Source organism: Amaricoccus sp. W119 (genome assembly GCF_047275745.1).
In the GTDB taxonomy this organism is placed as follows: domain Bacteria; phylum Pseudomonadota; class Alphaproteobacteria; order Rhodobacterales; family Rhodobacteraceae; genus Amaricoccus.
On the sequence record NZ_JBKQWU010000018.1, the window covers coordinates 53,837 to 80,830 of the forward strand.

Annotated in this window: 25 protein-coding genes and 1 pseudogene; 11 read left to right on the forward strand and 15 right to left on the reverse strand. The window is 66.7% G+C overall.

Annotation, left to right across the window (positions count from 1 at the left end):
• Window positions 1–3: 3 nt before the first annotated feature.
• Window positions 4–543 (reverse strand): TRAP transporter small permease subunit, encoded by a 540-nt coding sequence (locus tag ACLJK8_RS11610; RefSeq protein WP_413150427.1) that lies wholly within the window; start codon window positions 541–543, stop codon window positions 4–6.
• 559 nt (window positions 544–1,102) lie between these two features.
• Here ACLJK8_RS11610 and ACLJK8_RS11615 point away from each other — a divergent pair.
• A complete protein-coding gene (locus ACLJK8_RS11615) occupies window positions 1,103–2,857 on the forward strand; it encodes an acetolactate synthase 3 large subunit (protein WP_413150428.1) in 1,755 nt (584 codons plus the stop codon).
• Between the two features lie 15 nt (window positions 2,858–2,872).
• On the forward strand, window positions 2,873–3,445 hold the full coding sequence (ilvN, locus tag ACLJK8_RS11620) for an acetolactate synthase small subunit (protein ID WP_413150429.1): 573 nt from the start codon (window positions 2,873–2,875) through the stop codon (window positions 3,443–3,445).
• A gap of 169 nt (window positions 3,446–3,614) precedes the next feature.
• Here ilvN and ACLJK8_RS11625 read toward each other — a convergent pair whose 3' ends face one another.
• Both ACLJK8_RS11625 and ACLJK8_RS11630 read right to left on the reverse strand, forming a co-directional pair.
• On the reverse strand, window positions 3,615–3,923 hold the full coding sequence (locus tag ACLJK8_RS11625) for a SelT/SelW/SelH family protein (RefSeq protein WP_413150430.1): 309 nt from the start codon (window positions 3,921–3,923) through the stop codon (window positions 3,615–3,617).
• Window positions 3,916–7,548 carry a hydantoinase B/oxoprolinase family protein gene (locus tag ACLJK8_RS11630; protein ID WP_413150431.1) on the reverse strand — a complete coding sequence of 1,211 codons (3,633 nt, stop codon included), beginning with the start codon at window positions 7,546–7,548 and terminating at the stop codon, window positions 3,916–3,918. The genes ACLJK8_RS11625 and ACLJK8_RS11630 overlap by 8 nt, the downstream gene beginning before the upstream one ends.
• Before the next feature lie 65 nt (window positions 7,549–7,613).
• On the opposite strand from ACLJK8_RS11630, the gene ACLJK8_RS11635 reads away from it, so the two are divergent.
• A complete protein-coding gene (locus ACLJK8_RS11635; RefSeq protein ID WP_413150432.1) occupies window positions 7,614–8,096 on the forward strand; it encodes an N-acetyltransferase family protein in 483 nt (160 codons plus the stop codon).
• Between the two features lie 80 nt (window positions 8,097–8,176).
• On the forward strand, window positions 8,177–8,878 hold the full coding sequence (locus ACLJK8_RS11640) for a TerB family tellurite resistance protein (RefSeq protein WP_413150433.1): 702 nt from the start codon (window positions 8,177–8,179) through the stop codon (window positions 8,876–8,878).
• Between the two features lie 52 nt (window positions 8,879–8,930).
• On the opposite strand, the gene dtd is transcribed toward ACLJK8_RS11640, so the two are convergent.
• Together dtd and acnA are read right to left on the reverse strand one after the other, a co-directional pair.
• Window positions 8,931–9,371 carry a D-aminoacyl-tRNA deacylase gene (dtd, locus tag ACLJK8_RS11645; RefSeq protein WP_413150434.1) on the reverse strand — a complete coding sequence of 147 codons (441 nt, stop codon included), beginning with the start codon at window positions 9,369–9,371 and terminating at the stop codon, window positions 8,931–8,933.
• Between the two features lie 76 nt (window positions 9,372–9,447).
• Window positions 9,448–12,216, reverse strand: a complete 2,769-nt coding sequence (gene acnA / locus ACLJK8_RS11650) for an aconitate hydratase AcnA (protein ID WP_413150435.1) — start codon at window positions 12,214–12,216, stop codon at window positions 9,448–9,450.
• A gap of 190 nt (window positions 12,217–12,406) precedes the next feature.
• On the opposite strand from acnA, the gene ccmA reads away from it, so the two are divergent.
• The 5 genes from ccmA (at window position 12,407) to ACLJK8_RS11675 (ending at window position 15,247) form a co-directional block, all read left to right on the forward strand.
• A complete protein-coding gene (ccmA, locus tag ACLJK8_RS11655; RefSeq protein WP_413150436.1) occupies window positions 12,407–13,075 on the forward strand; it encodes a heme ABC exporter ATP-binding protein CcmA in 669 nt (222 codons plus the stop codon).
• A 5-nt stretch (window positions 13,076–13,080) separates the two neighbouring features.
• On the forward strand, window positions 13,081–13,737 hold the full coding sequence (gene ccmB, locus ACLJK8_RS11660; RefSeq protein ID WP_413150452.1) for a heme exporter protein CcmB: 657 nt from the start codon (window positions 13,081–13,083) through the stop codon (window positions 13,735–13,737).
• 91 nt (window positions 13,738–13,828) lie between these two features.
• Window positions 13,829–14,557, forward strand: a complete 729-nt coding sequence (locus ACLJK8_RS11665; protein ID WP_413150437.1) for a heme ABC transporter permease — start codon at window positions 13,829–13,831, stop codon at window positions 14,555–14,557.
• Window positions 14,554–14,724 carry a heme exporter protein CcmD gene (ccmD, locus tag ACLJK8_RS11670; protein WP_413150438.1) on the forward strand — a complete coding sequence of 57 codons (171 nt, stop codon included), beginning with the start codon at window positions 14,554–14,556 and terminating at the stop codon, window positions 14,722–14,724. The genes ACLJK8_RS11665 and ccmD overlap by 4 nt, the downstream gene beginning before the upstream one ends.
• Window positions 14,725–14,737: 13 nt before the next feature.
• Window positions 14,738–15,247, forward strand: a complete 510-nt coding sequence (locus ACLJK8_RS11675; RefSeq protein ID WP_413150453.1) for a DsbE family thiol:disulfide interchange protein — start codon at window positions 14,738–14,740, stop codon at window positions 15,245–15,247.
• A gap of 118 nt (window positions 15,248–15,365) precedes the next feature.
• On the opposite strand, the gene ACLJK8_RS11680 is transcribed toward ACLJK8_RS11675, so the two are convergent.
• The 9 genes from ACLJK8_RS11680 to fliF all read right to left on the reverse strand — a co-directional run bounded on the left by ACLJK8_RS11680 (window position 15,366) and on the right by fliF (window position 24,120).
• The gene (locus tag ACLJK8_RS11680; protein ID WP_413150439.1) at window positions 15,366–16,442 is read right to left on the reverse strand and encodes an acyltransferase family protein; all 1,077 of its coding nucleotides are present in this window, start codon (window positions 16,440–16,442) and stop codon (window positions 15,366–15,368) included.
• Between the two features lie 143 nt (window positions 16,443–16,585).
• Window positions 16,586–17,224: a septation protein A gene (locus tag ACLJK8_RS11685; RefSeq protein ID WP_413150440.1), complete on the reverse strand. Its 639-nt coding sequence runs from the start codon at window positions 17,222–17,224 to the stop codon at window positions 16,586–16,588.
• Between the two features lie 147 nt (window positions 17,225–17,371).
• Entirely contained in the window at window positions 17,372–18,562 is a 1,191-nt protein-coding gene (gene ftsY, locus ACLJK8_RS11690; RefSeq protein ID WP_413150441.1) for a signal recognition particle-docking protein FtsY, read from the reverse strand.
• A gap of 94 nt (window positions 18,563–18,656) precedes the next feature.
• Window positions 18,657–19,706, reverse strand: a complete 1,050-nt coding sequence (locus tag ACLJK8_RS11695) for an AI-2E family transporter (protein ID WP_413150442.1) — start codon at window positions 19,704–19,706, stop codon at window positions 18,657–18,659.
• Between the two features lie 78 nt (window positions 19,707–19,784).
• Complete coding sequence (locus ACLJK8_RS11700) at window positions 19,785–20,849, reverse strand: FliG C-terminal domain-containing protein (protein WP_413150443.1); 1,065 nt, start codon at window positions 20,847–20,849, stop codon at window positions 19,785–19,787.
• Window positions 20,846–21,586 (reverse strand): flagellar type III secretion system pore protein FliP, encoded by a 741-nt coding sequence (fliP, locus tag ACLJK8_RS11705; protein WP_413150444.1) that lies wholly within the window; start codon window positions 21,584–21,586, stop codon window positions 20,846–20,848. The genes ACLJK8_RS11700 and fliP overlap by 4 nt, the downstream gene beginning before the upstream one ends.
• Before the next feature lie 53 nt (window positions 21,587–21,639).
• Window positions 21,640–21,972, reverse strand: a complete 333-nt coding sequence (locus ACLJK8_RS11710) for a FliM/FliN family flagellar motor switch protein (protein ID WP_413150445.1) — start codon at window positions 21,970–21,972, stop codon at window positions 21,640–21,642.
• Complete coding sequence (locus ACLJK8_RS11715) at window positions 21,965–22,576, reverse strand: hypothetical protein (RefSeq protein WP_413150446.1); 612 nt, start codon at window positions 22,574–22,576, stop codon at window positions 21,965–21,967. Before ACLJK8_RS11715 ends, ACLJK8_RS11710 begins: the two co-directional genes overlap by 8 nt.
• The gene (fliF, locus tag ACLJK8_RS11720; protein ID WP_413150447.1) at window positions 22,573–24,120 is read right to left on the reverse strand and encodes a flagellar basal-body MS-ring/collar protein FliF; all 1,548 of its coding nucleotides are present in this window, start codon (window positions 24,118–24,120) and stop codon (window positions 22,573–22,575) included. The genes ACLJK8_RS11715 and fliF overlap by 4 nt, the downstream gene beginning before the upstream one ends.
• A 162-nt stretch (window positions 24,121–24,282) precedes the next feature.
• Between fliF and ACLJK8_RS11725 the strand changes: the two genes are divergently transcribed.
• Both ACLJK8_RS11725 and ACLJK8_RS11730 read left to right on the forward strand, forming a co-directional pair.
• Window positions 24,283–25,182, forward strand: coding sequence for an IS1595 family transposase (locus tag ACLJK8_RS11725; RefSeq protein ID WP_413150448.1), 900 nt, complete (start codon window positions 24,283–24,285; stop codon window positions 25,180–25,182).
• Entirely contained in the window at window positions 25,179–26,840 is a 1,662-nt protein-coding gene (locus ACLJK8_RS11730) for a DNA methyltransferase (RefSeq protein WP_413150449.1), read from the forward strand. The genes ACLJK8_RS11725 and ACLJK8_RS11730 overlap by 4 nt, the downstream gene beginning before the upstream one ends.
• A 57-nt stretch (window positions 26,841–26,897) precedes the next feature.
• On the opposite strand, the pseudogene ACLJK8_RS11735 reads toward ACLJK8_RS11730, so the two are convergent.
• Window positions 26,898–26,994, reverse strand: a pseudogene (locus tag ACLJK8_RS11735) (IS5/IS1182 family transposase); the annotation flags it as partial.

Consider the following 26,994-nt stretch of genomic DNA (forward strand, 5'->3'; position numbering starts at 1 on the left):
ACGTCACTGGACGGGTCGCTCGTATTCGAGCGTCTCGTCGCCATCACCGCGCAGCCCGGCGATACGCTTGATGAGTTCCGACAGCCCCTGCAGCAGGACGAGCGCGAGACCGAGCGGGAGCAGGAACTTCACCGGCCAGAGGACTGTGCCCCCGGCATTCGACGAATGCTCGTTGCTGAGATAGGAGGTCATGAAGAATTCCCAGGCGAAGAAGCTCATGATCGCCATCGACGGGAACAGGAATGCGACGATCCCGAACACGTCGGTCCAGAGCTTGCCCCGGTGCGAACGGCTTCCGTAGAGCAGGTCCACGCGGACATGCTCGTTCATCTTGAGCACCTGCGCCGCGCCGAGCAGGAAGATGCCCGCGAACATCTGCCACTGGACTTCGAGCCAGGCGTTGGAACTCATGTTGAACAAGTATCGCAACATCGCATTCGTCGCGCTCGTCAAACAACTGAGCAGGACAAGCCCGGCCGAGATCCATCCGAAGAACAGACTTATCCGGTCAATGACACCGGAAAGGCGCATAAGGCCTTTCATGGAATTTCCTCTTCTTCCGTCGCGATCAAGCCCGACCGAAATTCTCGCAAGCTAGGTAGCGGGGGAAATTGTTCGCCGCAATCCGTTTTCGAGAGTCTTACCTTCACGCAGGTACGCGATTGCCGTGGCTTTAATCATTCGCTCGCCGGTCGCGCATTCGACGCGCATCCCGCGATCCCCAACGCGACCCTCGGGCACACGGGAACACGAAGCCCGCGATCCGTCAAGCGGGCGGAGGCACCGTTCACCTTGATTCGCGCGTCAAATCCGCGCGGCTCCGAGCGGGGTCACAATACGTCGCCCAAAGCTCTCCTCGCGACACAAAAATCCGCCCGGGGAGCCTTTCAGGTAATTTTCGGCGCGGGGCGTGGTTGACCTTCGACCCTTGTGCTCCTAAGAGCATCCGCGGAGGACCCTATGACCGGACAACTCGTAATCGTAGGAAGGCGCGGAGACTCGGTGGGGCGATAGCCTCGGCCGACAACGCCGCGCCATCGCCCCCCTCCCGAGGGGGTTTTTTTATGGCCCGAGGACTCGATAAAAGCGACGGAGACGGAAAATGACCCGCCAGATGACAGGCGCGCAGATCGTGATCCAGGCCCTGAAGGATCAGGGTGTGGACACCATTTTTGGCTATCCGGGTGGCGCGGTACTTCCGATCTACGACGAGCTGTTCCAGCAGAACGACATCCGGCACATCCTCGTCCGGCACGAGCAGGCGGCGACGCATGCCGCGGAAGGCTATGCCCGCTCGACCGGCAAGCCCGGAGTCGTCCTCGTCACATCCGGACCCGGCGCGACGAATGCCGTCACCGGCATGACCGACGCGCTGATGGATTCGATTCCGATGGTCGTGCTCACGGGGCAGGTTCCGACCTTCATGATCGGCAACGACGCCTTCCAGGAGGCCGACACCGTCGGGATCACCCGCCCCTGCACCAAGCACAACTGGCTGGTGAAGGACACGGCCGGTCTCGCGACGACGATCCACGAGGCGTTCCATGTCGCGACCCATGGCCGGCCGGGGCCGGTCCTCGTCGACATTCCGAAGGACGTTCAGTTCGCGACCGCCGGGTACCAGGGTCCGGAGAAGGCCCGCACCTCGCATTATCAGCCGCGCACCAAGGCCGATCCGGAGGCGATTCTGGCCGCGGTCGAAGCGATCGAACGCGCCGAGCGTCCGATCCTCTACACCGGCGGCGGGATCATCAACTCGGGGCCCGCCGCCAGCCAGTCGCTGCGCAAGCTGGTCGAGGCGACGGGCTTTCCGATCACCTCGACTCTGATGGGGCTCGGCGCCTATCCGGCGAGCGGCGAGCGCTGGATCGGCATGCTCGGCATGCACGGCTCCTACGAGGCGAACTGGGCGATGCATGACTGCGACGTCATGCTCTGCCTCGGCGCGCGGTTCGACGACCGGATCACTGGCCGCACCGACGCGTTCAGCCCGAATTCCTTCCGCGTCCACGTCGATATCGACCCGTCGTCGATCAACAAGAACATCCACGTCCACGTGCCGATCACGGCGGATGTGGGCTCAGCGATCGACGACATCCTCGCCCTCTGGCAGGAGCGCGGCGCGAAGACCAACTCCGCGGCCGTCGCGAAGTGGTGGGATCAGATCGGGGCCTGGCGCGCGAAGGACTGCTTCGCCTACCGCGGCTCCGACAAGGTCATCAAACCGCAATACGCGCTGCAGCGGCTAGAGGCGCTGACGAAGGACCGCGACCGCTACATCGCGACGGAGGTCGGCCAGCACCAGATGTGGGCCGCGCAGTATCTCGGTTTCGAGGAGCCGAACCGCTGGATGACGTCGGGCGGGCTCGGGACCATGGGCTACGGCTTCCCCGCCTCGATCGGCATCCAGATCGCCCATCCCGACGCGCTGGTCATCAATATCGCGGGCGAGGCTTCCTGGCTCATGAACATGCAGGAGATGGGCACGGCGGTGCAGTTCCGCCTGCCGGTCAAGCAGTTCATCCTGAACAACGAACGGCTCGGCATGGTGCGCCAGTGGCAGGAACTGCTGCATGGCGAGCGCTATTCGGCGTCCTGGTCGGAATCCCTGCCCGATTTCGTGAAGCTCGCCGAAGCCTTCGGCGCCAAGGGCATCCGCTGCGAGAACCCCGCCGATCTCGACGCGGCGATCCAGGAGATGCTGGACCATCCCGGCCCGGTCATCTTCGACTGCCTGGTCGAGAAACACGAGAACTGCTTCCCGATGATTCCGTCGGGCAAGGCGCATAACGAGATGCTGCTCGGCGAGGACGCGACCCAGGGCGCCATCGGCGCCACCGGCGCGGTTCTGGTCTGAAGCGAGGAGACGGCGATGAACGCGCTACATCTGAAGAAGGGTGCCTCGAGCCACAGCGCCTATGACCTGCGCAACCCGCTCGGGGACCAGAACGAGACGCATACGCTCTGCGTGCTCGTGGACAACGAGGCGGGGGTGCTCGCCCGCGTCATCGGGCTCTTCTCCGGCCGGGGATACAATATCGAGAGCCTGACCGTGGCGGAGACCGACCACCTCGGGCACCGCTCGCGCATCACCATCGTCACCACGGGGACGCCGGCGGTGATCGAGCAGATCAAGGCCCAGCTCGGACGGCTCGTGCCGGTCCATCAGGTGAACGACCTGACCGTCGAGGGTCCCGCGGTGGAACGCGAACTCGCGCTTATCAAGGTCGCGGGCGAAGGCGAGAGGCGAGTGGAGGCCATGCGCCTCGCCGACGTGTTCCGGGCGCGCGTGGTCGATACGACTCTTGAGAGCTTCGTCTTCGAACTGACGGGCGGGCCGAAGAAGGTGGACGCCTTCATCGACCTCATGCGCCCGCTCGGGGTGGTCGAGGTGGCCCGCACGGGGGTCGCGGCGATCGCGCGCGGCGGCTACGCCCCGGATTGATCCGGCCGGCATCCGATCCCTGACGCCGGGGCGTCGTTCGCCGGGGGAACATATCATCCGGCACCAGACAGAACGGCGCGTCCAGGCGCGCCGTCAGATCCGAGATGAACTCCAGCCAGACGCGCCCGGAACTTCCGCGGGGGTGCCAGCTTCGCCTGCCTGAATGGAATCAGGAGGTCTTCGCGCGATCGACATGGCCCAGATCGCGCTCCGGGTCGATCCGGTCGCGGACGAGCCGTTTGAGCGTCCGGCTGTCAGGGAAGCCGCCGTCGCGTTTGCGCTCCCAGATGAGATCGCCGTCGAGATGGATCTCGAATGTGCCACCATGGCTCGGGACCAGCGTGACGGAGCCGATCTCCTCGCCGAAGGTCGAGAGCAGTTCCTGCGCCATCCAGGCGGAGCGGAGCATCCAGTCGCACTGCGTGCAATAGGCGATGCGGATCGCGGGTTTCGACCCTGGTTCCATCGTTTCAGCCATCATTCCCCTCCGGCGCGCCGTAGCCGCCACCGCCCGGCGTCTCCAGCCAGTAGGTGTCGCCCGCAGCGACCTCGGTCTTGTCGGCGGAGGCGAGTTCATCCACCGCGCCATCCGCCCGCGCGACCCGCGTGCGCCCGGGCCCGCCCGGCGCGCCGCCGTCGAGCCCCGGCGGCGGCACGACGCGGTGCCCGGAGAGGATCGCGACCGTCATCGGCTCAAGGAACCGGACCCGCCGCGTCACCCCGTCGCCACCCCGCCAGCGCCCCGCCCCGCCCGAACCTTCGCGGATCGAGAATTCGTCGAGCACCACCGGGAAGCGCCATTCGAGCACTTCCGGATCGGTCAGGCGCGAATTCGTCATATGGCTGTGCACGCCGCTCGTCCCGCCGTAGCCCGAGCCGTCGGAGAACCGTCCCGCGCCGGTGCCGCCGCAGATCGTCTCGTAGTACTGGTATTTCGCATTGCCCCAGGTGGTGTTGTTCATCGTCGATTGCGCCGCCGCCTGCACGCCGAGCGCGAGGAAGAGCGCCGAGGTCACCGCCTGGCTGGTCTCGACATTGCCCGCGATCACCGCCGCCGGATACTCGGGGCTCAGCATCGTGCCGGGCGGCAGGATGACCTCGAGCGGCTTCATCACGCCTTCGTTCATCGGGATCGCATCATCGACGAGGCAGCGGAAGACGTAGAGCACCGCCGCCCGCGTCACCGGCTCGGGCGCGTTGTAGTTGGTCGCAAGCTGGGCGGTCGTGCCGGTGAAATCGATCACCGCCGAGCGCGCTTCGCGGTCCACGGTGATCCTGACCCGGATCTCGCGCGGCGCGCCGTCGAAATCTGGGTCCATCTCATAGACATATTCACCGTCGCGGAGCGCGCCGATCGCGCGGCGCACGCTTTCCTCGGCATTGTCCTGGACATGGGCCATATAGGCCTGAACCGTCGCGAGGCCGAAATGCCCGACCATCCTGCCCAGTTCCTCCGCCCCGCGGGCGCAGGCCGCGACCTGGGCGCGCAGATCGGCGAGGTTCACTTCCGGAGAACGCGCGGGATAGCGGGCGGAACCGAGAAGCGCGCGTGTCTCCTCGTCGCGGAACCAGCCGTCATCGACCAGCAGCCAGTTGTCGATATAGGCGCCTTCGTCGTGGATGTCGCGACTATCGGGCGGCATCGAGCCGGGGGTGAGCCCGCCGACATCGGTGTGGTGGCCGCGGGCCGCGACGTGGAACAGCACCTCCTCGCCCGCCTGATCCCAGACCGGCGCGACCACGGTGATGTCGGGCAGATGCGTGCCGCCGTTATAGGGCGCGTTCAGCGCGAAGACCTGGCCGGGGCGCAGCTCCGGGTTCTGCGCGATGATCGCCTTGACGCTCGCGCCCATCGAGCCGAGATGCACCGGCATATGCGGCGCGTTGGCGATCAGGTCGCCCTTCGCATCGAAGACGGCGCAGGAGAAATCGAGCCGTTCCTTGATCGTGACGCTCGCGGCGGTGTTCTCGAGCACCGCGCCCATCTGTTCGGCGATCGACATGTAGAGGTTGTTGAAGACTTCGAGCAGCACCGGATCGGCCTTCGTCCCCAGCGCCTCGCGCGCGGGCCGGGCCTCTATCCGGCGAAGTTCGACATGATCATGCGCGGTGATCCGCGCCCGCCAGCCGGGCTCGATCAGGATCGAGGTATGCGGCTCGACCAGGACCGCGGGGCCGGTCAGCCGGTCGCCGGGGCGGAGCGCCTCGCGCCGGACGAAGCGGGTTTCCTGCCATACGCCGGCGAGAAAGACCGGCGCCGTGGTCGCCGTCTCATAGGCCGCCTCGGGGCGCTCCGCCTCGCCGGCCGCGGTTTCCGTGAGATCGGCGGCGTCGCCAATCGCCTCGGCCTCGACCGAATCGATGACGAGCGGCCTCTCGCCCGGATCGAAGCCGAAGCGGGACCGGTGCGCGGCGGCGAAATTCTTTCGCATCGCCTCGACCGCGGCGAAATCGACCGGAAGCGCCGCGTCGGTGCCCTGGACCTTGAGCCGGACGCGGCGCTCCAGTGCGATCCGCTCGCCAGGTACACCCTGCCCCGCGACCTCCGAGCGAACCTGCTCCCCGAGCGCCGCGAGACGATCTTCCGCCACCTTCGCCCCCTCGGCGTCGAGCACCGCCTCGACCGCCTCCGCCCGCGTCGCGCGGATGTCGGCGAGGCCCATGCCGTAGGCCGAGAGCAGCGAGGCCATCGGATGGATCAGGCAGACCTCCATCCCGAGCGTATCGGCGATGGCGCAGGCGTGCTGCGCGCCCGCGCCGCCGAAGACGGTCAGGCAGTATTCGGTCACGTCATAGCCGCGCTGGACGCTGATCTTCTTGATCGCATTGGCCATGTTCTCGACCGCGATCCGCAGGAACCCTTCCGCGACCTCCTCCGCGGGCTTGCCGATCTCCCCCGCCAGCGCCTCGAACTTCGCGCGTGTCGCATCGAGATCGAGCGGCTGATCGGCGTGCGGGCCGAAGATCGCCGGAAAGAACTCCGGCCTGAGCCGCCCGGTCAGCGCGTTGGCGTCGGTGACCGCGAGCGGCCCGCCCCGGCCGTAGCAGGTGGGCCCCGGATTGGCGCCGGCGCTCTCGGGACCGACGCGCATCCTGGCCCCGTCGAAGGTCAGGAGCGAGCCGCCGCCGGCGGCGACGGTGTGGATATGCATCATCGGGGCGGTAACGCGCACGCCCGCGATCTCGCTGTGGAGCACGCGTTCGAATTCGCCGGCGAAGTGGCAGACATCGGTCGAGGTGCCGCCCATGTCGAAGCCGATGATCTTCTCCTGCCCACCGATCTCGCTGGTGCGGACCGCGCCCACGACGCCGCCCGCGGGGCCCGAGAGGATCGCGTCCTTGCCCTGGAACAGCGTCGCGTCGGTCAGCCCGCCCGAGGATTGCATGAACATGAGCCTGCCGCGAACATCGCCATCGAAGGCCGCCGCCACCCGGTCGATGTAACGGCGCAGGATCGGCGAGAGATAGGCGTCGACGACGGTCGTATCTCCCCGGCTCACCATCCGCATGAGCGGGCTCACCTCATGGCTGACCGAGACCTGGGTGAAGCCCGCGGCTCGCGCGAGTTCCGCCGCCTTCGCCTCATGCGCCGGGTGGCGGTAGCCGTGGATGAAGACGATGGCGCAGGCGGTCGCGCCCCGTTCCCGCGCCCCGGCCAGCGCATCCGCGAGATGCGCCGTGTCGAGCGGTGTTTCCACCGTGCCATCGGCGCGCACGCGTTCGCGCGCCTCGATCACCTCGGAATAGAGCATCTCCGGCAGCACGATCTCGCGGTCGAAGAGCCGCGGCCGGTTCTGATAGCCGAGCCGAAGCTGCTGCCCGAGCCCCCTGGTCGAGACCAGCACCACCGGTTCGCCCTTGCGTTCGAGAAGCGCGTTCGTGGCGACGGTCGTGCCCATCTTGACGCTGGCGACCCGCTCGGCCGGGATCTTTTCCGCCGGATCGAGACCGAGGAAGCCGCGGATGCCGTGGAGCGCGGCGTCCTCGTATTGTTCCGGATTCTCCGACAGGAGCTTGGCGCGATGGAGGCGCCCCCCGGGATCGCGGGCGACAATATCGGTGAAGGTGCCCCCGCGGTCGATCCAGAAATCCCAGGTGTCCATCTTTCCTCCCACCTCGACAGCCCCGCGCGGGCCGCCTATGCGGGGGTATTCGACGGAGCTTCGCGATGGTCACAATCAGGCACGCCACCGAGGGGGATGCAAGCGCGATCACCGCGCTCTGGAACCACTTCATCCGCGACACGATCGTCACCTTCAATCCGACCGAGAAGACCGGAGCCGAGGTCGCGGAGGCGATCCTGACCCGTCCGGCCTTTCTCGTCGCCGAGGACGCGGGTCTTCTCGGCTTCGCGACATTCTCGCAGTTCCGGGGCGGCGCGGGCTACGCCCGGACGATGGAGCATACGATCCTGCTCGGCACGGAGGCGCGCGGCCGGGGTGTCGGGCGGGCGCTGATGACGGCGCTCTGCACGGCCGCGCGGGAAAGCGGCGCGCATGTGCTGGTCGCGGGCGTCTCGGGCGAGAACGCGGGCGCCATCGCCTTTCATCTCGCGGAAGGCTTCGCGATCACCGGGCGGATGCCGGAGGTGGGCTGGAAATTCGGCCGCTGGCACGAACTTGTCCTGCTGCAGAAGGTACTTGCCGCGTGACGCGCAACCACCATCACAAGCCCGCGGGTTGCGCTGATTGGCCTGATGCGTCTCGCCGCGGCATTTGCTAGTCTCACCCCATGTCGATCTGGACCCGCATTTCCGAAGTCGTCGCCGCGATCGTGGCGAAGGGCGAGGCGCTGCTCTCGATGTTCGAGCGCCGGCCCGCCGCGCCGGAATGCAGCGTCGCCTTCACGATGGCGATCATCTGCCTCGCGGCGAAGATGGCCAAGGCCGACGGACGCGTAAACGTCTCCGAAGTCACCGCTTTCCGGCAGGTGTTCCAGATCGATCCCCGCGACGAGGCGGCGGCGGCGCGGGTCTTCAACCTCGCGCGCCAGGACACCGCGGGGTTCGAGACCTACGCCCGCCAGATCGCGCGCATGTTCGCCGACCGGCCCCGCATTCTCGAGGATCTGCTGGAGGGGCTCTTCCACATCGCCGTCGCCGACGACAGCTATCACGAGGAGGAGGCGGGCTTTCTCGCGCGGGTCGCGGAGATCTTCGGCATATCCGAGGAGACCTTCGCCTGCGTCGAGGCGCGGCTCACCTCGAGCGACGCCCGCGATCCGTGGAAGGTGCTGGGGGTCGGGCGCGACGCCGCGATGCCGGAGATCCGGGCGCGCTGGCGCGAACTGGTGCGCGCGCACCATCCCGACAAGATGATCGCCCGCGGCCTGCCGGTCGAGACGGTGAACCTCGCGAACGCCCGCCTCGCCGCGATCAACCGCGCCTGGGACGAGATCTCGCACCGGACGCGGCAGCTGCAACCGGCGGAGTGAGCGGGACCGGACCGGGAGGAACCGCGCTTGGGCGTCTGACTCGCTCAGCGCCTCAGCGTTCGGTATCGAGCCAGATCGTCACCGGGCCGTCATTGACGAGCGACACCGCCATCTCGGCGCCGAATTCGCCCATCCCGACCTCCACGCCATGCCCGCGCACAGCTTCGGCGAAATGCTCGTAGAGCCGCCGCCCCTCGTCGGGGGCCGCGGCGGTCGAGAAGCCGGGACGGTTGCCCTTGGTCTCCGCCGCCAGCGTGAACTGGCTGACCACGAGCGCCGCGCCGCCGGTGTCGATGAGCGAGCGGTTCATCCGCCCCTCCTCGTCGCGGAAAATCCGGAGCGAGACGACCTTCTTCGCGAGCCAGACCGATTGCGCCTCGGTATCGCCACGCATGGCGCAGACCAGAATGACGAGGCCGGGGCCGATCCTGCCCGTCACCCGCTCGCCGACGCGCACCTCCGCCCCGGTGGTCCGCTGGATCAATGCGCGCATGTGGGGTCTCCGCGAATGCGAACGGCGGCCGGTGGGCCGCCGTCGTTGCTTCCGTGAGGGTGGGCGCGATCGCGCCTTACCCTTTGGCGAGGTTGCGCAGCACGTAGTGCAGGACGCCGCCGTTCTCGACATATTCGATCTCGACCGCAGTATCGATGCGGCACTTCAGGTCGATCGTCTTCTCGGTACCGTCGGCGTATTTGATGACGCAAGGCACGGTCGAAAGCGGCTTCAGATCGCCCGCGAGGCCGGAGATCGAGATCACCTCGTCGCCCTTGAGGCCGAGCGTCTTGCGGTTGTCGCCGCCGGTGAACTCGAACGGGATCACGCCCATGCCGACGAGGTTGGAGCGGTGGATACGCTCGAAGCTCTCGGCGATCACCGCCTTGACGCCGAGGAGCGCGGTGCCCTTCGCCGCCCAGTCGCGCGAGGAGCCGGCGCCGTATTCGACGCCGCCGATCACGACGAGCGGCACGCCCTGCTCCTGATAGGCCATCGAGGCGTCGAAGATCGAGGTCTCCTCGCCGTCGGGGCCCTTGGTATAGCCGCCCTCGACCCCGTCCAGCATCTCGTTCCTGATGCGGATATTGGCGAAGGTGCCGCGCATCATGACTTCGTGGTTGCCGCGGCGCGAGCCGTAGGAGTTGAACTCGCGCGGCGCGACCTGACGCTCGGTCAGGTACTTGCCGGCGGGGGTCGTCGGCTTGAAGGAGCCGGCGGGCGAGATGTGGTCGGTCGTGATCATGTCGCCGAGCATGGCAAGCACGCGCGCGTTCTCGATATCGCTGATCTCGCCCGGCTCCGTGGACATGCCCTGGAAATACGGCGGGTTCTGGATGTAGGTCGAGGTCGGCGGCCAGTCGTAGGTCTCGCTGTCGGTGGTCTCGACCGCGCCCCAGCGCTCGTCGCCCTTGAAGACGTCGGCGTATTTCTCCTGGAACATCTTCCGGGTGACGACCGTGTTCACGAGATCGGAGATCTCCTTCGAATTCGGCCAGATGTCCTTCAGATAGACGTCCTTGCCCTCCTTGTCCTGGCCGAGCGGGTCGCGCGTCAGGTCGATGTTCATGTCACCGGCGAGGGCATAGGCGACGACGAGCGGCGGCGAGGCGAGGTAGTTCGCCCGCACATCCGGCGAGATGCGGCCCTCGAAGTTGCGGTTGCCCGAGAGCACGGAGACCGCGATCAGGTCATTGTCGTTGATCGACTTGGAGATTTCCGTCTCGAGCGGACCCGAGTTGCCGATACACGTGGTGCAGCCGTAGCCGACGAGGTTGAAGCCGATCGCATCGAGATCCTCCTGCAGACCGGCGGCCTCCAGATATTCCGACACCACCTGCGAGCCCGGTGCGAGCGAGGTCTTGACCCAGGGCTTGCGGTCGAGGCCGAGCTCACGCGCCTTGCGCGCGACGAGCCCCGCGCCGATCAGCACATAGGGGTTCGAGGTGTTGGTGCAGGAGGTGATCGAGGCGATCACGACCGATCCGTCGTGGAGCGTGTAGTCCTGCCCCTCGACATCACCCTCGGCGAAGCCCTTGTGACAGCCGCCGGGGACGTATCCCGGCTCGCGCGCGCCACCCTCGGCGTTCCAGTCCTTCTCCTGCTCGCGGGACTCGTCGGGGAAACGCTGACCCTTGACGAGTTCGAAGAAGGCCTTGGCCGAGTCGTCGAGCGGGGTGTGATCCTGCGGCCGCTTCGGCCCGGAAACGGCTGGAACGACGTCGCCCTGGTCGAGTTCCAGCGTCGAGGAATAGACCGGCGCGTAGTCCTTGCCGCGCCACATGCCGTTTTCCTTGGCATAGGCCTCGACGAGCGCGATGCGGTCCTGATCGCGGCCGGTCTGCTCCAGATAGCGCAGGGTCTCCTGGTCGATCGGGAAGAAGCCGCAGGTCGCGCCGTATTCCGGCGCCATGTTGGCGATGGTCGCGCGGTCGGCGAGCGGCATGTTGTCGAGCCCGTCGCCGTAGAACTCGACGAACTTGCCGACGACGCCGTGCTTGCGCAGCATCGCGACGACCTTGAGCACGAGGTCCGTCGCGGTCACGCCTTCCTGGAGCGCGCCCGTCACCTTGAAGCCCACGACCTCGGGGATCAGCATCGAGATCGGCTGGCCGAGCATCGCGGCCTCGGCCTCGATACCGCCCACGCCCCAGCCGAGAACCGCGAGGCCGTTCACCATCGTCGTATGGCTGTCGGTCCCGACGAGCGTGTCCGGATAGGCGACCTCTTCGCCGGCCGGGTCCTTGTCGGTCCAGACGGTCTGGGCGAGGTATTCGAGGTTCACCTGATGACAGATGCCGGTGCCCGGCGGCACGACGCGGAAGTTGTCGAAGGCGCTCTGGCCCCATTTCAGGAACTGGTAGCGCTCGATGTTGCGCTCGTACTCACGCTCGACATTCGCCTGGAAGGCGCGCGGCGTGCCGAATTCGTCGATCATCACCGAATGGTCGATGACGAGATCGACCGGGTTGAGCGGGTTGATCTTCTGCGCGTCGCCGCCGAGCGCCTTGATGCCGTCGCGCATCGCCGCGAGGTCGACGACGGCGGGAACGCCGGTGAAATCCTGCATCAGCACGCGCGCGGGACGATAGGCGATCTCGCGGGGGTTCTTGCCGCCGAGGCTCGCCCATTCGGCGAAGGCCTTGATGTCCTCGGTGGAGACGGTCTTGCCATCCTCGAAGCGCAGCATGTTTTCGAGAACGACCTTAAGCGACGCCGGCAACTTGCTGAAATCACCGAGCCCCGCGGCCTCGGCCGCCGGAATCGAGTAATAGGCGTAGCTCTTGTCCCCGACTTTGAGACTGCGGCGCGTCTTGGCGGTGTCACTTCCAACGTAAACGGTCATCGGGCCTCCGGGCGTGCTGCTGGGACGGTGGAATTGCCTTGGTATGGCTCAATTCCCCAAGGCTCGCAAGAGTTGCGACGCAGAAAGTATGCATTGGTATACCATTTTTCGACACCGCGCCGGGGGCGCCCGCCGCGGCCGCTCGAAACCGGCCTTTTCCGGCGTGGAGCGATCCGCTAGGACGGGTCCGATGGCTCTCGACGTCGCTGATCTTTCCTGCGTCCGGTCCGGTCGCGCGGTGCTGCGCGGCGTCCGTTTCGCGATTCCCGATGGTCGTGCGCGGCTGCTGCGCGGGCCGAACGGGGCGGGCAAGACGACGCTCCTGCGCGTGCTCGCCGGTCTCATCGCGCCCGCCTCCGGCGAGGCGACCCTCGACGGCGTGGCGCTCGGCGCGGAGCCGGAGCGCTACGGGGAGGCGATCGCATATTCCGGGCATCTCGACTCGCTGAAGCCGCAACTGACCGTCGGCGAGAACCTCCGGTTCTGGGCCGCGCTCTTCGGCGGCGAGGGGATCGACGGGGCGGTCGCGGCTTTCGACCTCGAACCACTGCTCGACCGCCCCGTGCACGGCTGCTCGGCCGGGCAGAAGCGGCGGGCGGGTCTCGCGCGGCTGGTGCTCGCCCCCCGGCGACTCTGGCTGCTCGATGAGCCGACCGTCTCGCTCGACACCGCCACGGTCACCCGTCTCGTCGCGGTGATCCGGGCGCACTGCGCCGGGGGCGGCATGGCGTTGATCGCGACGCATCTGCCGCTCGATCTCGGCGCGGCGGGAGACGGGGCCGGGCCTGTTGAACTCGCCCCAATCGCCCGGGAGGTGGCCACCACACGCGATCCGTTCCTGGCCGGGACCTGGACGTGAGAGCCGTGTGTGCCGTGCTCGCGCGCGAGCTTCGTCTCGCGCTGCGCTCGGGCGGGGGCGCGGGGCTCGGCATCGCCTTCTTCGTGATCCTGGTGCCGCTCGTGCCCTTCGGTATCGGCCCCGACCCGGACCGGCTCGCCCCGGTCGCGCCGGGGACGCTCTGGATCGGCGCGCTGCTCGCCTGCCTGCTCTCGCTCGACCGGCTGTTCCAGGCAGATGCCGAGGACGGCACGCTCGACATTCTCGCGCTCTCGCCCGTCCCGCTCGAAGGGCTCGTGGCGCTGAAGGCACTGGCGCACTGGCTGACGACCGGCCTGCCCCTCGTCCTGGTCGCGCCCGTCCTCGGGCTCACGCTGAGCCTTCCGGGTCCGGCCTATCCCTGGCTCGTGGCGAGCCTCGCGGCCGGGACGCCGGCGCTCAGCTTTCTCGGCGCGATCGGCGCGGCGCTGACCGTGGGCATTCGCCGCGGCGGGCTCCTGCTCTCGCTTCTCGTGCTGCCGCTCTATGTGCCGACGCTGATCTTCGGCGCGCGGGCCGTGGTCGCGGCGGCGGGCGGCGAAGATCCCTGGCCCGCGTTCCTGCTGCTCGGCGGTGTCACCCTCTTCATCCTCGCCCTCGCCCCCTTCGCGGCGGCCCAGGCGCTGCGCATTCACCTTCGGTGAGGAGTACCCGCTTTCGGTGCGCGGCCAGAACCTGAAGCCGCCTTGCCAGAGCCACATTGCCAGCGAGAGGCGCCGCGCCTAGAAAGCCGCCATGTCACTCTGGCGCTACGCGAATCCGTCCGAATTCATGCGTCTTTCGGGCGCCGTCCAGCCGTGGTGCTGGGCGCTGACCGCGATCTCGCTCGGCATCGGGCTCGGCTGGGGGTTCTTCCTCACGCCCGACGACTACCAGCAGGGATCGACGGTCAAGATCCTGTTCATCCATGTGCCCGCGGCGCTCATCGCGATCAACGCCTGGCTGATGATGCTGGTCGCGAGCCTCATCTGGTTCATCCGGCGCCATCACGTCTCGGCGCTCGCGGCGCGCGCCGCGGCGCCCGTGGGGGCGGTGATGACGGTGATCACGCTGCTGACCGGAGCGATCTGGGGTCAGCCGATGTGGGGCACCTGGTGGGCCTGGGACCCGCGGCTCACGTCCTTTTTCATCCTCTTCCTGTTCTATCTCGGCTATATGGCGCTCTGGGCCGCGATCGACGACCCGGACAAGGCCGCCGATCTCACTTCGGTGCTCTGCCTCGTCGGATCGGTCTTCGCGCTGCTCTCGCGCTACGCGGTCTATTTCTGGAGCCAGGGACTGCATCAGGGCGCGTCGCTGTCGATGGATCGGGAGTCCCACGTGGACAATGCCTTCTACCTGCCGCTGCTGTTCTCGATCGCCGGTTTCGTCCTGCTCTTCTTAAGCCTGGTGCTGCTCAGGACCCGGACCGAGGTGCGGCTCAGGCGGCTTCGCGCCCTGCGCGAGTTCGAGGCGCGCGGATGATGCCCGATCTCGGACGCTACGGGTTCACCGTCCTCGCCGCCTACGGCGTTACCCTGGGGCTCATCCTGGCGCTGGTCGTGCTCAGCCTCTGGCGGTCGCGCCGGGTCGCGCGTGACCTCGCGCGGCAGGAGGAACGGGCGGGTTCGAGGAGACAGGGCCGTGGCTAGCTTCCGTCCGCTCATGCTGCTGCCGCCGGTGCTCTTCGCCGCCTTCGCCGGAGTCGCCTATCTCGGGCTGAAGCGCGAGAACGCCTCGGAGCTTCCGAGCGCGCTGATCGGGAGAGAGGCGCCGTCGCTCGCCCAGACCGTGGCGCTCCGGCAGGACCCGCCACCGACCGACGCGGAACTCGCCGCGCCGGGTGTGAAGCTCGTGAACTACTGGGCGAGTTGGTGCGCCCCCTGCCGGGCGGAGCATCCGATCCTGGAGGAGGTCGCGGCGAGCGGGGTGCCGGTGATCGGCGTGAACTACAAGGACGCGCCCGAGAACGCGCTCGCCTTTCTCGCCGAACTGGGCGATCCCTATGCGCGGATCGGAGCCGATCCGACCGGCCGGGTCGGGCTTGACTGGGGGATCTACGGCGTACCGGAAACCTTCGTCATCGACGGCGAAGGCAAGATCCTGCTCCGCTACCCCGGTCCGCTCACACAAGCGACCTTCGAGTCCGAGATCCGCCCGCTGCTCGACCGATAGCCGGACGCTCGGGCATCCCCGTGGGATGCCTGATCTTCCGGCGAACGCCTGATTTCATCCAGATGGCTGGCCCGAGGCACCGACTGTGTCTCGGGGACGGAACCTGCGCGGCCTGCCCTCAGACCTCGCGCCGCCGCGGGCTGATCCCAGAAGCCCCGAGCGGCTGGCCCGGGCGCTCGACCCGCGACGGCGGCTTGTAGGGCGCCCAGGGCGCGGAGAAGAGCCAGCGCAGCGATTCCCGCCGCGCGCAGAAGCGGCCCACGACCGTCCCGACGATGACGACCACCGGGACCATGACGATCTGCTCATAGACCGGGTTGCCGAGCTTGCCCATCACCCGCTCCATGTAGAAGATCACGATGTGATCGAGCGCGTAGATGTAGAGGGTCGAGCCGCCGATCAGCTTCAGGACCCAGGACCATTCGTACTGGGCCGCATGCGCGGCGAGGCCGAGCAGCGCCGCGATGCCGCAGATCGTGACCGCGAAGGTGAGCGGGCCGAACTGCTGCCAGGGCGACTGCATGATCCAGTAGGACAGCGCGAGGAAGCAGGCCATCGGAATCGGCCAGAACTGCCAGTAGGCATTCACGAGACGCGAGACCAGCGGCCGGAGCACGAGCCCGAGCCAGAAATAGGGGAAGAGCCGGATGACCTTCTCCAGCACCGGAATGCTCAGCCAGCTTCCCTGGGCCACGACGATCACATAGGCGAGCATCGACACGGCGAAGACGATCCAGACGGGCGCCTCGCGACAGAGATAGGCGACGCCGAAGGCGAGCGCGAGACCGTAGAAGAACCAGATGATCGCCAGCGGTTCCCACAGCATGGTCGCGATCTCCTCCGGCGCCATGTCGCGGCCCCACCAGAGATAGGCGACGAGCTCGGTCGTGAGAAACCAGAGGGTTCCCCAGAGGACATAGAGATAAACGAGGTTCCCGACCTTGTTCTTGAAGAAGTTTGGCATGCTGGAGCGCGTGATCACGCCCAGGCCGAACAGGCCCGAGACGAAGAAGAACATCGGCATCCGCGCCAGGATGAACATGTGGTCGAAATAGATGTCGAGGCCATAGACGGTCCAGACAACCAGAAGGATGATGCTGAACGCCTTCGCGATATCGGCCCAGGCGATACGATCCGCGCCCCGAGGCGACGAGGCAAGCTCCATGAGGCTCTTGCCGGCCCACTCCCTGATCATGATTCCCCCGTCCCCGATTCACGGCCAGAATAGCGTGATGATCGGTTTCCCGCCCGTCACGAATTCATGATTGGCCGACAAGATGATGCCACGTCCTGCTGAGACGGCAATCAAAAATGCTGATCCGACGGCTGGATTCCGGATCATTCCGGCTGGGCCCGGTCCGCAGCCTCGCGCTCCTCGGGACTTCCTGGCAAGGAATATCTTTGGAAAAGAGGGACTTGCGCCATCACGAACAGAAGATTCGCGAGCGGGAGGACGAAGGTACGAAAATCGACCCAGGTGTCGGTTCCGTAGACGCGCCAGACGATTTCATTCAATATCGCCAACAGAATGTAAAAGATCACGAAACGACGCGTGAACTTCATCCATCCCTCGCGGCGCATCGGAAGGATCTCGTCCATCAGGTAGCGCAGGTAGCTCTGCCCCCGCAGAAGGCCGAATCCGAGGATGCCCGCGAAGAGCCCATAGAGGATCGTCGGCTTCATCTTCACGAATGTGTCGTCGCGCAGGATCAGCGTCAGCCCGCCGAAGAGCGTGACCACCACGGCGGTGATGACGGCCATCCGCGGCAGATGCCGGGTCAGCATCCAGCTGAGCCCGAGGCTGGCGAGGATCGTCGGGATGAAGACGGCGGTCGCGAACAGGATCTGCTGCAGCTGACGCGCTTCCAGCGTCTGCTCCGCTTCGACCGGCGCCCAGCGATAGGCGAGGAAGAAGACTCCGATCGGGCCGACTTCGAGCACGAGTTTCAGGAGGGGGTTGATCCGACGCTTTGCCATGCGCGAGGGAATAGCGCGGGGCGCCGGGAATAGCCACGCAAGAACGCGCCGGTTGCCCGCGCCTCACGCGATCGCGAACCGGCCCCGCCGGCCGAGCCACCGGGCGAGTCCGCCTCTCCAGCGGCGGGCGCGGAGGGCGCGAACCTCTCAGAGCCCGGTCAGGGCGCGGGCGAATTCGTCCGGGTCGAAGGGGGCGAGGTCGTCGATACTCTCGCCGACGCCGATCGCGTGGATCGGCAGTCCGAAGCGGTCGGCGAGCGCGACCAGCACGCCGCCCTTGGCCGTCCCGTCGAGCTTGGTCATGACGAGCCCGGAAACATCGGCGATCTTTCGGAAGATATCGACCTGATTCAAGGCGTTCTGGCCCGTTGTTGCGTCGAGGACCAGAAGCGTGTTGTGCGGTGCTTCCGGGTCGCGCTTGCGGATCACGCGCACGATCTTGGCTAGCTCCTGCATCAGGTCGTCGCGGTTCTGCAGCCGCCCGGCCGTGTCGATGAGCAGCAGGTCGGCGCCGTCCCGCTCCGCGCGCCCCATCGCGTCGAAGGCGAGGCTCGCGGGGTCCGAGCCCTGGGCGGCGGTCATGACCGGCACCCCGGCGCGCTGGCCCCAGATCTGGAGCTGTTCCACCGCCGCCGCGCGGAACGTGTCGCCCGCCGCGATCACCACCGATTTCCCCGCCGCCTTGAACTGGCTCGCGAGCTTGCCGATGGTCGTGGTCTTGCCCGAACCGTTGACGCCGACGACGAGCACGACCTGCGGCCGCTTCCGGTAGATCGGCATCGGCCGCGCCACCGGCTCGAGGATCGCGGCGATCTCGCTTGCGAGCGACTCCTTGATCTCGCGGGCGCCGAGCCTGCGGCCGAAGCGGCCCTCGGCCATGTTCGACGTGACCTTCAGCGCGGTCTCGACACCCATGTCGGCGGAGATCAGCAGTTCCTCGAGACTTTCGAGCATCGCATCGTCGAGCACTCGGCCCTTCTCCTGGCCGAAGAGCCGCCCCACGAGGCCGCCCCGTGCCTCGGGACCCCCGGCGCCAGAGGGCTCGGGTCGGGCCGGTTCGGGTCGGGCTGGTTCGGATCGGGCTGGTTCGGATCGGGCGGGCTCGGGTCGGGGGGGCTCGGGCGCGGTCGGCGCACGCGGTGGCGGCGCGGGTTCAACCGGCGCGGGCTCGGAGCGGGCGGGTTCGGCACGAGCGGGTACGGCGGAAGCGGCTTTCGCCGGGGTCGGCTCGGCCGGGGTCGACTCAGCCGGAGCCTCGTCGAGGATCGCATCCAGCCCCTCCTCGATCTTCGAGGAAGACTTGAACAGCCGGTCCTTCAGCTTCTGGAAAAATGCCATGCGTCCCCCGCCGCGCGGTCCCACTCACGGCACTGACCTATGCCGCCCGGCGCCCCGATGCAATGCGCGCGCCCCGGAGCGCCACCTCGCGTCGCTAATTCTCGCGCTCCTCGCGGAAGAGGCCCCAGGCGGCGATGAAGAGCGCCGCGACCAGCGGACCGATGACAAAACCGTTGATCCCGAGCAGCGTCATGCCGCCGATGGTGGAGGTCAGGACCACGTAATCCGGCAGCCGCGTGTCCTTGCCCACCAGCGGCGGGCGCAGGAGGTTGTCGACGAGCCCGATCACGCCGACGCCGACGCCGACCAGCAGGAAACCGGAGAAATAGTTGCCCTGGACGAGGATGAGATAGGCCGCGACCGGGCCCCAGACGAGCGCCGCGCCAATCGCGGGCAGGAGCGACAGGAAGGCCATCACCACGCCCCAGAACAGCGCGCCCTGGATGCCGATGAACCAGAAGGCGAGACCCCCGATCGTGCCCTGGATCGCGGCGATGATGACGTTGCCCTTGACCGTCGCACGCACCACGGCCGCGGTCTTGGCAATGAGCTGGCGGCTGTATTCCTCGGAAAGCGGCATGCAGGCGCGGATATTGCGTGCGATCTGGCGCCCGTCGCGGAAGAAGAAGAACAGCAGATAGAGCATGATGCCGGCGCGCAGGAAGAAGGTGACCGTATCCTGCCCGATGTTGAAGGCCCGGCCCGCGACGGCCTGGCTCGCCTGCATCAGACCGTCCGTGAGCCTCTGGCGCAGCTGGTCCATCTCATCGCCGCCGACCCGGTCGAGCCACTCCTGCGCCACCGGCGGCAGCGAGGCGCGCAACTGGTCGAGGATGCGGGCGAGATCGAAGTTCTGGCTCTGCGCCCGCTGGAACAGGTCGCGGCCCTGATCGATCAGCGAGAGCACGATGAGTGTCATCGGGATGATGGCGATCACGATGCAGATCAGCACGCTCAGCAGCGCGACGATATTGGGCCGTGGTCCGAGCTTCACCGCCAGCCAGCGGCGCATCGGATTGAAGATGATGGCGAGGATCGCCGCCCAGAGGATCGCGCCGTAGAACGGCAGCAACAGCCAGCAGAATGCGACGGTCACGAGGACCAGCAGAAGCTTCAGGCTGTTTGACTCGGTCATATCCCGCATGCGCGCGCCATCCCATCCTCATCGCCGGCGATGAAGATGGGACGCTACCCTTCGCGGGCAATGGCCGACAAGCGGTGATCAGCCCTCCTTCTCGATGAACTTGAGCTGACCGGAACGTGCGAGCGCGAGCAGCGCCTTGGTGAGTTCGATCTGCGCGGCCTCGCCTTCCTTGCGGCTGATCTCGCCCATCGCGCCGAGATCCTCGACATAGCGTTCGGCGAGCCGCCGGGGCAGGTTCCGAAGAACGAAGCCCACGGCCTCGCTGTCCGCCGCCTGGCCGTGGCGAAGCGCCGCGAGCAGCGTCTCCTCCGGAATGTCGCGGAGCGCGCCCGCGAGATCGCGGCCGTTGATGCGCGTGGAGATGTCCTCGAAGGTGAACATCGTGCGCTGCACATCCTGCGCGAGCACCGGCTCCTGGGCCTCGAGGTAGCCGAGAAAGCCCGAGCGCGCCTCGGTCGAGATGTTGTTCATGAGCCCCGCGATCAGTTCCGCCGGCCGCCGCTTCGAGAGGTTGAGACGCAGCGCCGAGAGGAAATCGCGCTCGATCGCCGCCCTGAGGCTGTCGGAGACCCGCGCGTCGAGCATCGGCACGCGCGAGAGGCGCAGGACCACGTTCTGGGCGAAGCCGCGATCGAGGCGTTCGAGCACGCCGGCCGCGACCTCGGGGCGAAGCTCGCTCAGGACCACGGCGGCGGTCTGCGGGTGTTCCGCGGCGAGAAAGCCCGCGATCGCGGGAATCGGCGAATCGTTCAGCCGCTCCCAGGTCGAGCGCGCGTCGTCCGGTTCCTCCGCCGTCCCGCCACCGAGGATGCGGTCGGCCTCGCCTTCGCCGAGCGCGCCGGCGAGCAGCCTCCGCGCCGCCCGCTCGCCGCCCGCGACCTCGGGCCCCTCGGTCAGCGCCTCCAGAAACTCGACGATCACCGCGTCGAGCGCCTCCTGCGGGACGGTGCCAAGCCCCGAGAGCGACTGCGCGAACCGCTCCATGTCGGGCTGACCGATGTCGCGAAGGAAGCTCGCGGCGAGATCCGGCCCGATCGCGGCGAGGATCATCGCCGCCTTCTCGATCGGCGCGTAGCCGCGCTCGACGCGCATCGGGACGCCCGGGCGCCGTGCGCGGACCGGCAAACCGGGTTCCGCGCTCATTGGCCGTAGCTCCGCACCAGGGCGCCGCCGAGCAGCGTCCAGCCATCGGCGATCACGAAGAAGGCGAGCTTGAACGGGAGCGAGACCATCGCCGGTGGCACCATCATCATACCCATGGACATGAGAATCGCGGCGATCACGAGGTCGATCACCAGGAAGGGGAGGAAGATCAGGAAGCCGACCTCGAACCCGCGCTTGACCTCGCCGAGCAGGAAGGCGGGGATCAGGAGCGAGAGCGGCGCCTCGCTCGCCCGCGCCTCGAGGTTGCGCGCGGGCATCGCGTCGCGGAGCGCGGCCACCGTATCGGGATCGACCCGGCCCTCCATGAAGCTCCGGAAGGGCGCGATCGTCGGCGCGAAGGCCGCCTCGGGCGTGAGCGTCCCCTCGACCATCGGCTGAACCCCGTTGTCCCAGGCCTCTGTGAAGACCGGCTCCATCACGAACCATGTGAGAAAGATCGCGAGCGACACGATCATCATGTTGGGCGGCGCCTGCTGTGTGCCGAGCGCCGAGCGCAGGATCGAGAGCACCGTCACCATGAAGGGAAAGCAGGTCACCATGATGGCAAGCCCGGGTGCGAGGCTAAGCAGCGTCAGGAGCAGGATGAGTTGCACCGTCCTCAGGCTCAGCGACTGGCCGTCGCCGAGATCGATCTCGACCTGCTGCGCCGCCGCCGCGCCCGCGAAGGCCGTGAGCGCGCCGGCGAGCACCAGGCTCGCGAGAGCGGGGATCGCCAAGGCGGGAAGCGCGCGGCCGCGCCGATCTGGCCGTTCCAGCCGGGGCACGATGCTCAGAACTCTTTCGACAGGTCGGCGACCTCGGTCAGCCGCACGCCGAGCCTCCCGCCCGTGTCGCCGATCTCCTGCAACTCGCCCCGCGCGATCAGCCGGTCGCCGATATAGAGTTCGACCGGATCATTGACCGAACTGTCGAGCGTCAGCACCGAATCGCGGCGAAGCTCGACGAGTTCGCTCACGAGCGGGCGGGCCTTGCCGACGGAGATCGTCACCTCGATCGGCACGCCGAGAAAGGCGCCGCTCCGCGCACGGGGCGCGGGCCGCTCATCGGGCGCGGCGTCCGGGCCCCCGTCACCACGCATATCGTCACGCATGTCATCAGGCATGGCGCCGCTGCTCCTCCGCGTCCGATCCCGGCCCTTCGGCACGCAGCTGGGCCGCGAGGATCGCGTGGATCTTCGCGACACAGGCGTCGAGGTCGAGATGGTCGTAACCCTGATCCCAGGCGATCCGCGCCTCGCGGGGCCCGAGTTCCGGCGCGGCGCGCACCTCGGCGTCGAGGCCGCGAGCGTTCAGGATTCCCGCCACGACCGGCGCCACCTCGGGCGCGCAGCGAAGCCTGGGCAGCGCGGCCGGCGCCGCCTCGATCGCGCGCGCGACCAGGCGGGTGATCTCGGCGAAAAGCCCGGTCTCGGCCAGGGCGGGCGTGATCGCCGCGCAGAGATGCTCGATCACCGGCGCCAGCGAGGCCGCGACATGGCGGCGGGCCGCCTCGTTGGTCAGCCGCGCGTCCGACAGCGCCTCGATCAGCTCGCCGGTCAGCCGGGCCTGATCGGCGAGATAGGCCTCGGCCGCGGCCGCCTGGCCCCGCAGGTAGCCCTCGGCGCGGGCTTCCTCGCGCGCTTCCGAGATGCGCCGCTCGATGTCGAGGGCGCGGGCGCGGGCGGCGTCCTCGCCGGGTTCGAAGGTCTGAAGGCGATAGGCGGTCATGATTTCCGAGGCTCCGTCTGGCTTTCCGGGGATTCGATCCAGCTCCGCAGCACGGCGGCGCTGTCTTCGCCGCGGCTCGCGATCACGTCGCGCAGCCGCTCGATCTTGTTCTGGCTCCGCGCCGGCAGGTCGAGCACGTCGCCCATGCCGCCGAGAGCCGGGGAGTCCGGCGCGCTCAAGGCCGCGAAGGCGGGCTCGGGCCTCCGGCTCAGCATCGGGCGCAGGACAAAGAGGATGAGCGCGAGCACGATGGCGGCGAGCGCGCCGATCTGCGCGATCCGCGCACCCTGGCCCGCGAGGAGACCCGGCGCGCGCTCGGCGAGGCTGCCCGCCTCCGTTTCCGGCGAGAAGCGCAGCGTCTCGAGCGTCACCGTGTCACCGCGCGCCGAATCGAAGCCGATCGCCGACTGGACCAGCAGGCGCAGCTTGTCGAGTTCCTCCGGGGACCGCGCCGACCAGACCGGCGTGCCGTCCGGGCCCGGCTCGGTGATGCCGTCGATCATGACCGCGACGGAGATCCGCCGCACCTGGCCCGGCTGGATCACGCGCTCGCGCCGCGTCTCGGACATGTCGAAATTCTGCCGCTCGCGACTCTGGCTCGAATCGCGGGTGTTCTGGTTTCCGGCCTTGGCGTCGCCGTCGGGCAGGTTGCTCGCGACGGTCACGCCCTGGGTCGAGCCCGAGGATTTCTCCGCGCTCTGTTCCGTCTCCGAACTCACGGGAGCGCGGCTCTCGGGGTCGATCACCCGTTCGGTGATCGTCCGGCGCTCCATGTCGGCGTCGACATTCACCTCGACGATCGCCCCGCCCGCCCCGACGCGCGCTTCGAGCAGGCGCTGGATGTTGCGGCGGAGCGTCTCCGCGCGGTCCGCCGGCTTCGGGTTGGCTCCCGGCTCCGCGACTTCCTCGGCGCCCGCGAGCACGACGCCCCGGTCCGAATCGAGCACCGCCACCTCGTCGGGCGAGAGCCCGGCGACGGCGGAGGCGACGAGATAGCGGATCGCCCGCGCCCGCGCCGGATCGAGACCGCCGCGCGCCATGGTCACGGTGACCGAGGCGCCGCCCCGGGTTCCGCGCGCGAAGGGCTGGTTGACCGGATTGGCGAGATGCACGCGGGCCGCGCGCACGTCCGCCGCCGCCGTGATCGTGCGGGCAAGCTCGCCCTCCTTCGCGCGCCAGTAGGCGGCGTCGAACATCTGGCTCGTGGTGCCGAAGCCGGAGAGGCCGTCGAGGATCTCGTAGCCCTTCTCGCCATTCGCGGGCAGGCCGCGCGCCGCGAGATCGAGCCGGAGCCGGTCGCGCGCCTCCGCCGTGACGTGGATCGCCGTGCCGCGCACCTCATAGGGGACGTTCTCCGCCTCCAGCGCCGCCACAACCTCGCCCGCCGCCGCGTCGTCGAGGCCGGAATAGAGCAAGGCCATGTCGGAGGTATTCGCCGCGCGGGCGATGCCGAAGATCGCCGCGGCGATCGCGACGAGGCTCAGCGCGCCGATGATCCGCCTTCGCGGATCGAGCCCCTGCCAGAAAGACCGGATCTTTTGCAACGACGCCTCCCGGGGCACACTCGACAATTCACCGGGGCGGATCTGCCGCCGCCGGTTTCCCGCATTTCCAATCGTTTAGGCTTAAAATTTCGGAATGGTACGCTTTTGGACTTGACGGAATCCTAGCTTTCCCGTAGGGTTAGCTAAAGCTAGGAGATCGCCATGAACATCATCGACCTCTTTCAGACCTTCCAGACGCAAGAGCAGGCGATTGAGTACCTAGAGAAGGTGCGCTGGCATGGTGAGCCGCACTGCCCTTACTGCGGCAGCCTCAGCGTTGGTCGCCACGCCAGCGGCGACCGGGACATGCCCCGGTGGCAGTGTCGCGATTGCCACCGCGCCTTTGCCGTTACCGTCGGAACGCTCTTCCACGGCACGCACGTTCCGCTCCGCAACTGGTTCCTGGTCCTCGCCCTGATGCTGAATGCTAAGAAGTCGGCCAGTGCTTACCAAATCGCTCGCGACCTCGGCATGCGCCGACCCACAGTGTGGAGCATGATGCAGCGCATCCGTACGGCGATGGCGGCCGATCCGGCGCAAGAGAAGCTGCTTCACGGCATAGTCGAGGCCGATGAGACGTACGTCGGCGGCAAGCCTAGGAAGGGCAACAAGCGCGACGATGATAAGCCTTCCAAACGCGGCCGGGGGACAAAGAAGGTTCCGGTGATTGGCGCGGTCGAGCGCGGCGGGCGGGTGGTCGCTCGGGTCGCAGAGCCGGGCGACCTCTCCGCCAAGGGCATCTCCAAGTTTCTCGCCCGCTTCGTGGATCGGGCCGGCACCCTCCTGATCACTGACGAGTACGCCGGGTACAATCGCGTCAGCGATACAATGCTGCACTCCGTTATCTGCCACGCCGAAGCTTATGCCGACGGCGAGACGCACACCAATTCCATTGAGGGCTTCTGGGCGCTTATTAAGCGGGCGTGGTACGGCTCGCACCACCACTACAGCCGAAAGTACATGCCCCTCTACGTTGCTGAGGCGTGCTACAAGTACAATCGTCGTCGGTCTAAGTCCTCGTTTGCCGAAAGCATTGGCCTTTTCGTTGGAGCGGCGGCATGAACAAGCTGTGGTATGGCGACAACCTGACCATTATGCAGGGAATGAAGAAGCATTCTGTTGACCTGATTTATCTCGATCCGCCATTTAAATCGGATGCAAACTACAATCTCATTTACAAGAACATGACTGGAAGGCCCGTGCCGGAGCAGGCGGAAGCCTTCTTCGACACATGGGAACTCGACGCAGCCAAGCTTGACGTGGCCCGCAAAATGCCAGTCCTAATGCGGGAGTACGGTGTAGATGATAATTACGTAGAGTTTTGGAGAATTTGGATGCAGGCTCTACGAAACACTCAGCCAGAACTTCTGGCGTATCTCATATACATGACGCAACGTCTCCTGCACATGAAGAGCCTTTTGAGGACAACTGGTTCAATATATCTTCATTGTGATCCGGCCGCGAGCCATTACATCAAGGTAATGATGGATGGAATTTTTGGGCACGAGAACTTTCGGAATGAAGTCATTTGGAAGCGGACAAGCGCGCATAGTGGAGCAAAGCGGTACGGGCCGGTTCATGATACGATATTGTTCTACTCTGCTGGACCTAAATTCACTTGGAATACGGTGTATGGGGCATACGATCCTCAGTACGTTGAAGCGTTTTTCACGCATCAAGATGAAAAAGGTAGGCGCTGGCGTAGAACTGATTTGACCGGCCCAGGCACTCGGGCAGGTGACTCCGGGAAGTCGTGGCGTCACTATGACCCTTCCGAAAGGGGTCGTCACTGGCAGCCGCCCTCGTATTTCTACGAAAAGTACAAGTCGCTTACGGGGGATGACTTGGCGCGCTATGATCTTATCGAAAGATTGGATAAACTTGACGAATGCGGGCTGATACACTGGCCGCAGAAGGTCGGCGGGGCTCCGCAAGGTAAGCGTCTGCTTGAGGATGCCCCCGGCGTTCCGCTTCAGGATGTCTGGACAGACATTAAGCCAATCCACAACATCGCGTCGGAACGGCTAGGCTACCCCACACAGAAACCAATCGCTCTTTTGGATAGGATCATCCTGTCATCATCAAACAAAGGCGATGTAGTGTTCGATCCGTTTTGTGGGTGTGGAACCACTGTATACTCTTCTATTAGGAACGAGCGTCAGTGGATTGGTTGCGACATTGCTATCTTGGCGATCAAACTAATTCGTGAAGAGTTGACGGAACGCCATCGACTTGTCGAGGGCGTTCACTTTGAAGTCGATGGAATTCCGGTGAGTGTGGAGCAAGCCGAAGAGCTTTTCAGAAGAGACCCATTCCAATTCCAACACTGGGCTGTTGAGCGATTGGGCGGATTCCCTATGCAGAAGAAGGTAGCCGATAGAGGAATCGACGGTCGTATGTACTTTGAGACTAAAAGCGAACTCGGCGAGATGATCCTTTCAGTGAAGGGAGGCAAGTTGCGCCCCACTGATATCCGCGATCTTCGCGGCGTGATTGAGCGGGAGGGAGCCCAGATGGGCGGGTTCATTTCGTTGCAGGAGCCGTCGAAGGCCATGCGAACGGAGGCGGCGGAGGCGGGAATGTACGAGTACGGAGGCAACACATTCCAACGATTGCAGCTCCTGACCATTCGCGACGTGATAGAGCAGAAGCGGGAGTTCCACATGCCGACGAGGATCGGCACCAAGATCAGTACGGGGCAGCAATCGCTTCCCCTTTAATGGAGCGAGGAACCGCGCGGTGAGCGTATCTGGCCCCTTAGAGTCTGACTCGAAACTCTACGAGCCGTGCCAATACCTTGCGAGGCGTCTGGTCAGGACGCGGATGTGGGCGATGAATATCCACGCCTCGGCCGAAGCGATGGATTTCTCCCAG

Excerpts from the sequence above, each read along its gene's own strand:
- ACLJK8_RS11610 (WP_413150427.1), bottom strand. The coding sequence starts at position 543 with ATGAAAGGCCTTATGCGCCTTTCCGGTGTCATTGACCGGATAAGTCTG.
- ACLJK8_RS11615 (WP_413150428.1), top strand. The coding sequence starts at position 1,103 with ATGACCCGCCAGATGACAGGCGCGCAGATCGTGATCCAGGCCCTGAAG.
- ilvN (WP_413150429.1), top strand. The coding sequence starts at position 2,873 with ATGAACGCGCTACATCTGAAGAAGGGTGCCTCGAGCCACAGCGCCTAT.
- ACLJK8_RS11625 (WP_413150430.1), bottom strand. The coding sequence starts at position 3,923 with ATGGCTGAAACGATGGAACCAGGGTCGAAACCCGCGATCCGCATCGCC.
- ACLJK8_RS11630 (WP_413150431.1), bottom strand. The coding sequence starts at position 7,548 with ATGGACACCTGGGATTTCTGGATCGACCGCGGGGGCACCTTCACCGAT.
- ACLJK8_RS11635 (WP_413150432.1), top strand. The coding sequence starts at position 7,614 with ATGGTCACAATCAGGCACGCCACCGAGGGGGATGCAAGCGCGATCACC.
- ACLJK8_RS11640 (WP_413150433.1), top strand. The coding sequence starts at position 8,177 with ATGTCGATCTGGACCCGCATTTCCGAAGTCGTCGCCGCGATCGTGGCG.
- dtd (WP_413150434.1), bottom strand. The coding sequence starts at position 9,371 with ATGCGCGCATTGATCCAGCGGACCACCGGGGCGGAGGTGCGCGTCGGC.
- acnA (WP_413150435.1), bottom strand. The coding sequence starts at position 12,216 with ATGACCGTTTACGTTGGAAGTGACACCGCCAAGACGCGCCGCAGTCTC.
- ccmA (WP_413150436.1), top strand. The coding sequence starts at position 12,407 with ATGGCTCTCGACGTCGCTGATCTTTCCTGCGTCCGGTCCGGTCGCGCG.
- ACLJK8_RS11665 (WP_413150437.1), top strand. The coding sequence starts at position 13,829 with ATGTCACTCTGGCGCTACGCGAATCCGTCCGAATTCATGCGTCTTTCG.
- ccmD (WP_413150438.1), top strand. The coding sequence starts at position 14,554 with ATGATGCCCGATCTCGGACGCTACGGGTTCACCGTCCTCGCCGCCTAC.
- ACLJK8_RS11675 (WP_413150453.1), top strand. The coding sequence starts at position 14,738 with ATGCTGCTGCCGCCGGTGCTCTTCGCCGCCTTCGCCGGAGTCGCCTAT.
- ACLJK8_RS11680 (WP_413150439.1), bottom strand. The coding sequence starts at position 16,442 with ATGATCAGGGAGTGGGCCGGCAAGAGCCTCATGGAGCTTGCCTCGTCG.
- ACLJK8_RS11685 (WP_413150440.1), bottom strand. The coding sequence starts at position 17,224 with ATGGCAAAGCGTCGGATCAACCCCCTCCTGAAACTCGTGCTCGAAGTC.
- ftsY (WP_413150441.1), bottom strand. The coding sequence starts at position 18,562 with ATGGCATTTTTCCAGAAGCTGAAGGACCGGCTGTTCAAGTCTTCCTCG.
- ACLJK8_RS11695 (WP_413150442.1), bottom strand. The coding sequence starts at position 19,706 with ATGCGGGATATGACCGAGTCAAACAGCCTGAAGCTTCTGCTGGTCCTC.
- ACLJK8_RS11700 (WP_413150443.1), bottom strand. The coding sequence starts at position 20,849 with ATGAGCGCGGAACCCGGTTTGCCGGTCCGCGCACGGCGCCCGGGCGTC.
- ACLJK8_RS11710 (WP_413150445.1), bottom strand. The coding sequence starts at position 21,972 with ATGCCTGATGACATGCGTGACGATATGCGTGGTGACGGGGGCCCGGAC.
- ACLJK8_RS11715 (WP_413150446.1), bottom strand. The coding sequence starts at position 22,576 with ATGACCGCCTATCGCCTTCAGACCTTCGAACCCGGCGAGGACGCCGCC.
- ACLJK8_RS11725 (WP_413150448.1), top strand. The coding sequence starts at position 24,283 with ATGAACATCATCGACCTCTTTCAGACCTTCCAGACGCAAGAGCAGGCG.
- ACLJK8_RS11730 (WP_413150449.1), top strand. The coding sequence starts at position 25,179 with ATGAACAAGCTGTGGTATGGCGACAACCTGACCATTATGCAGGGAATG.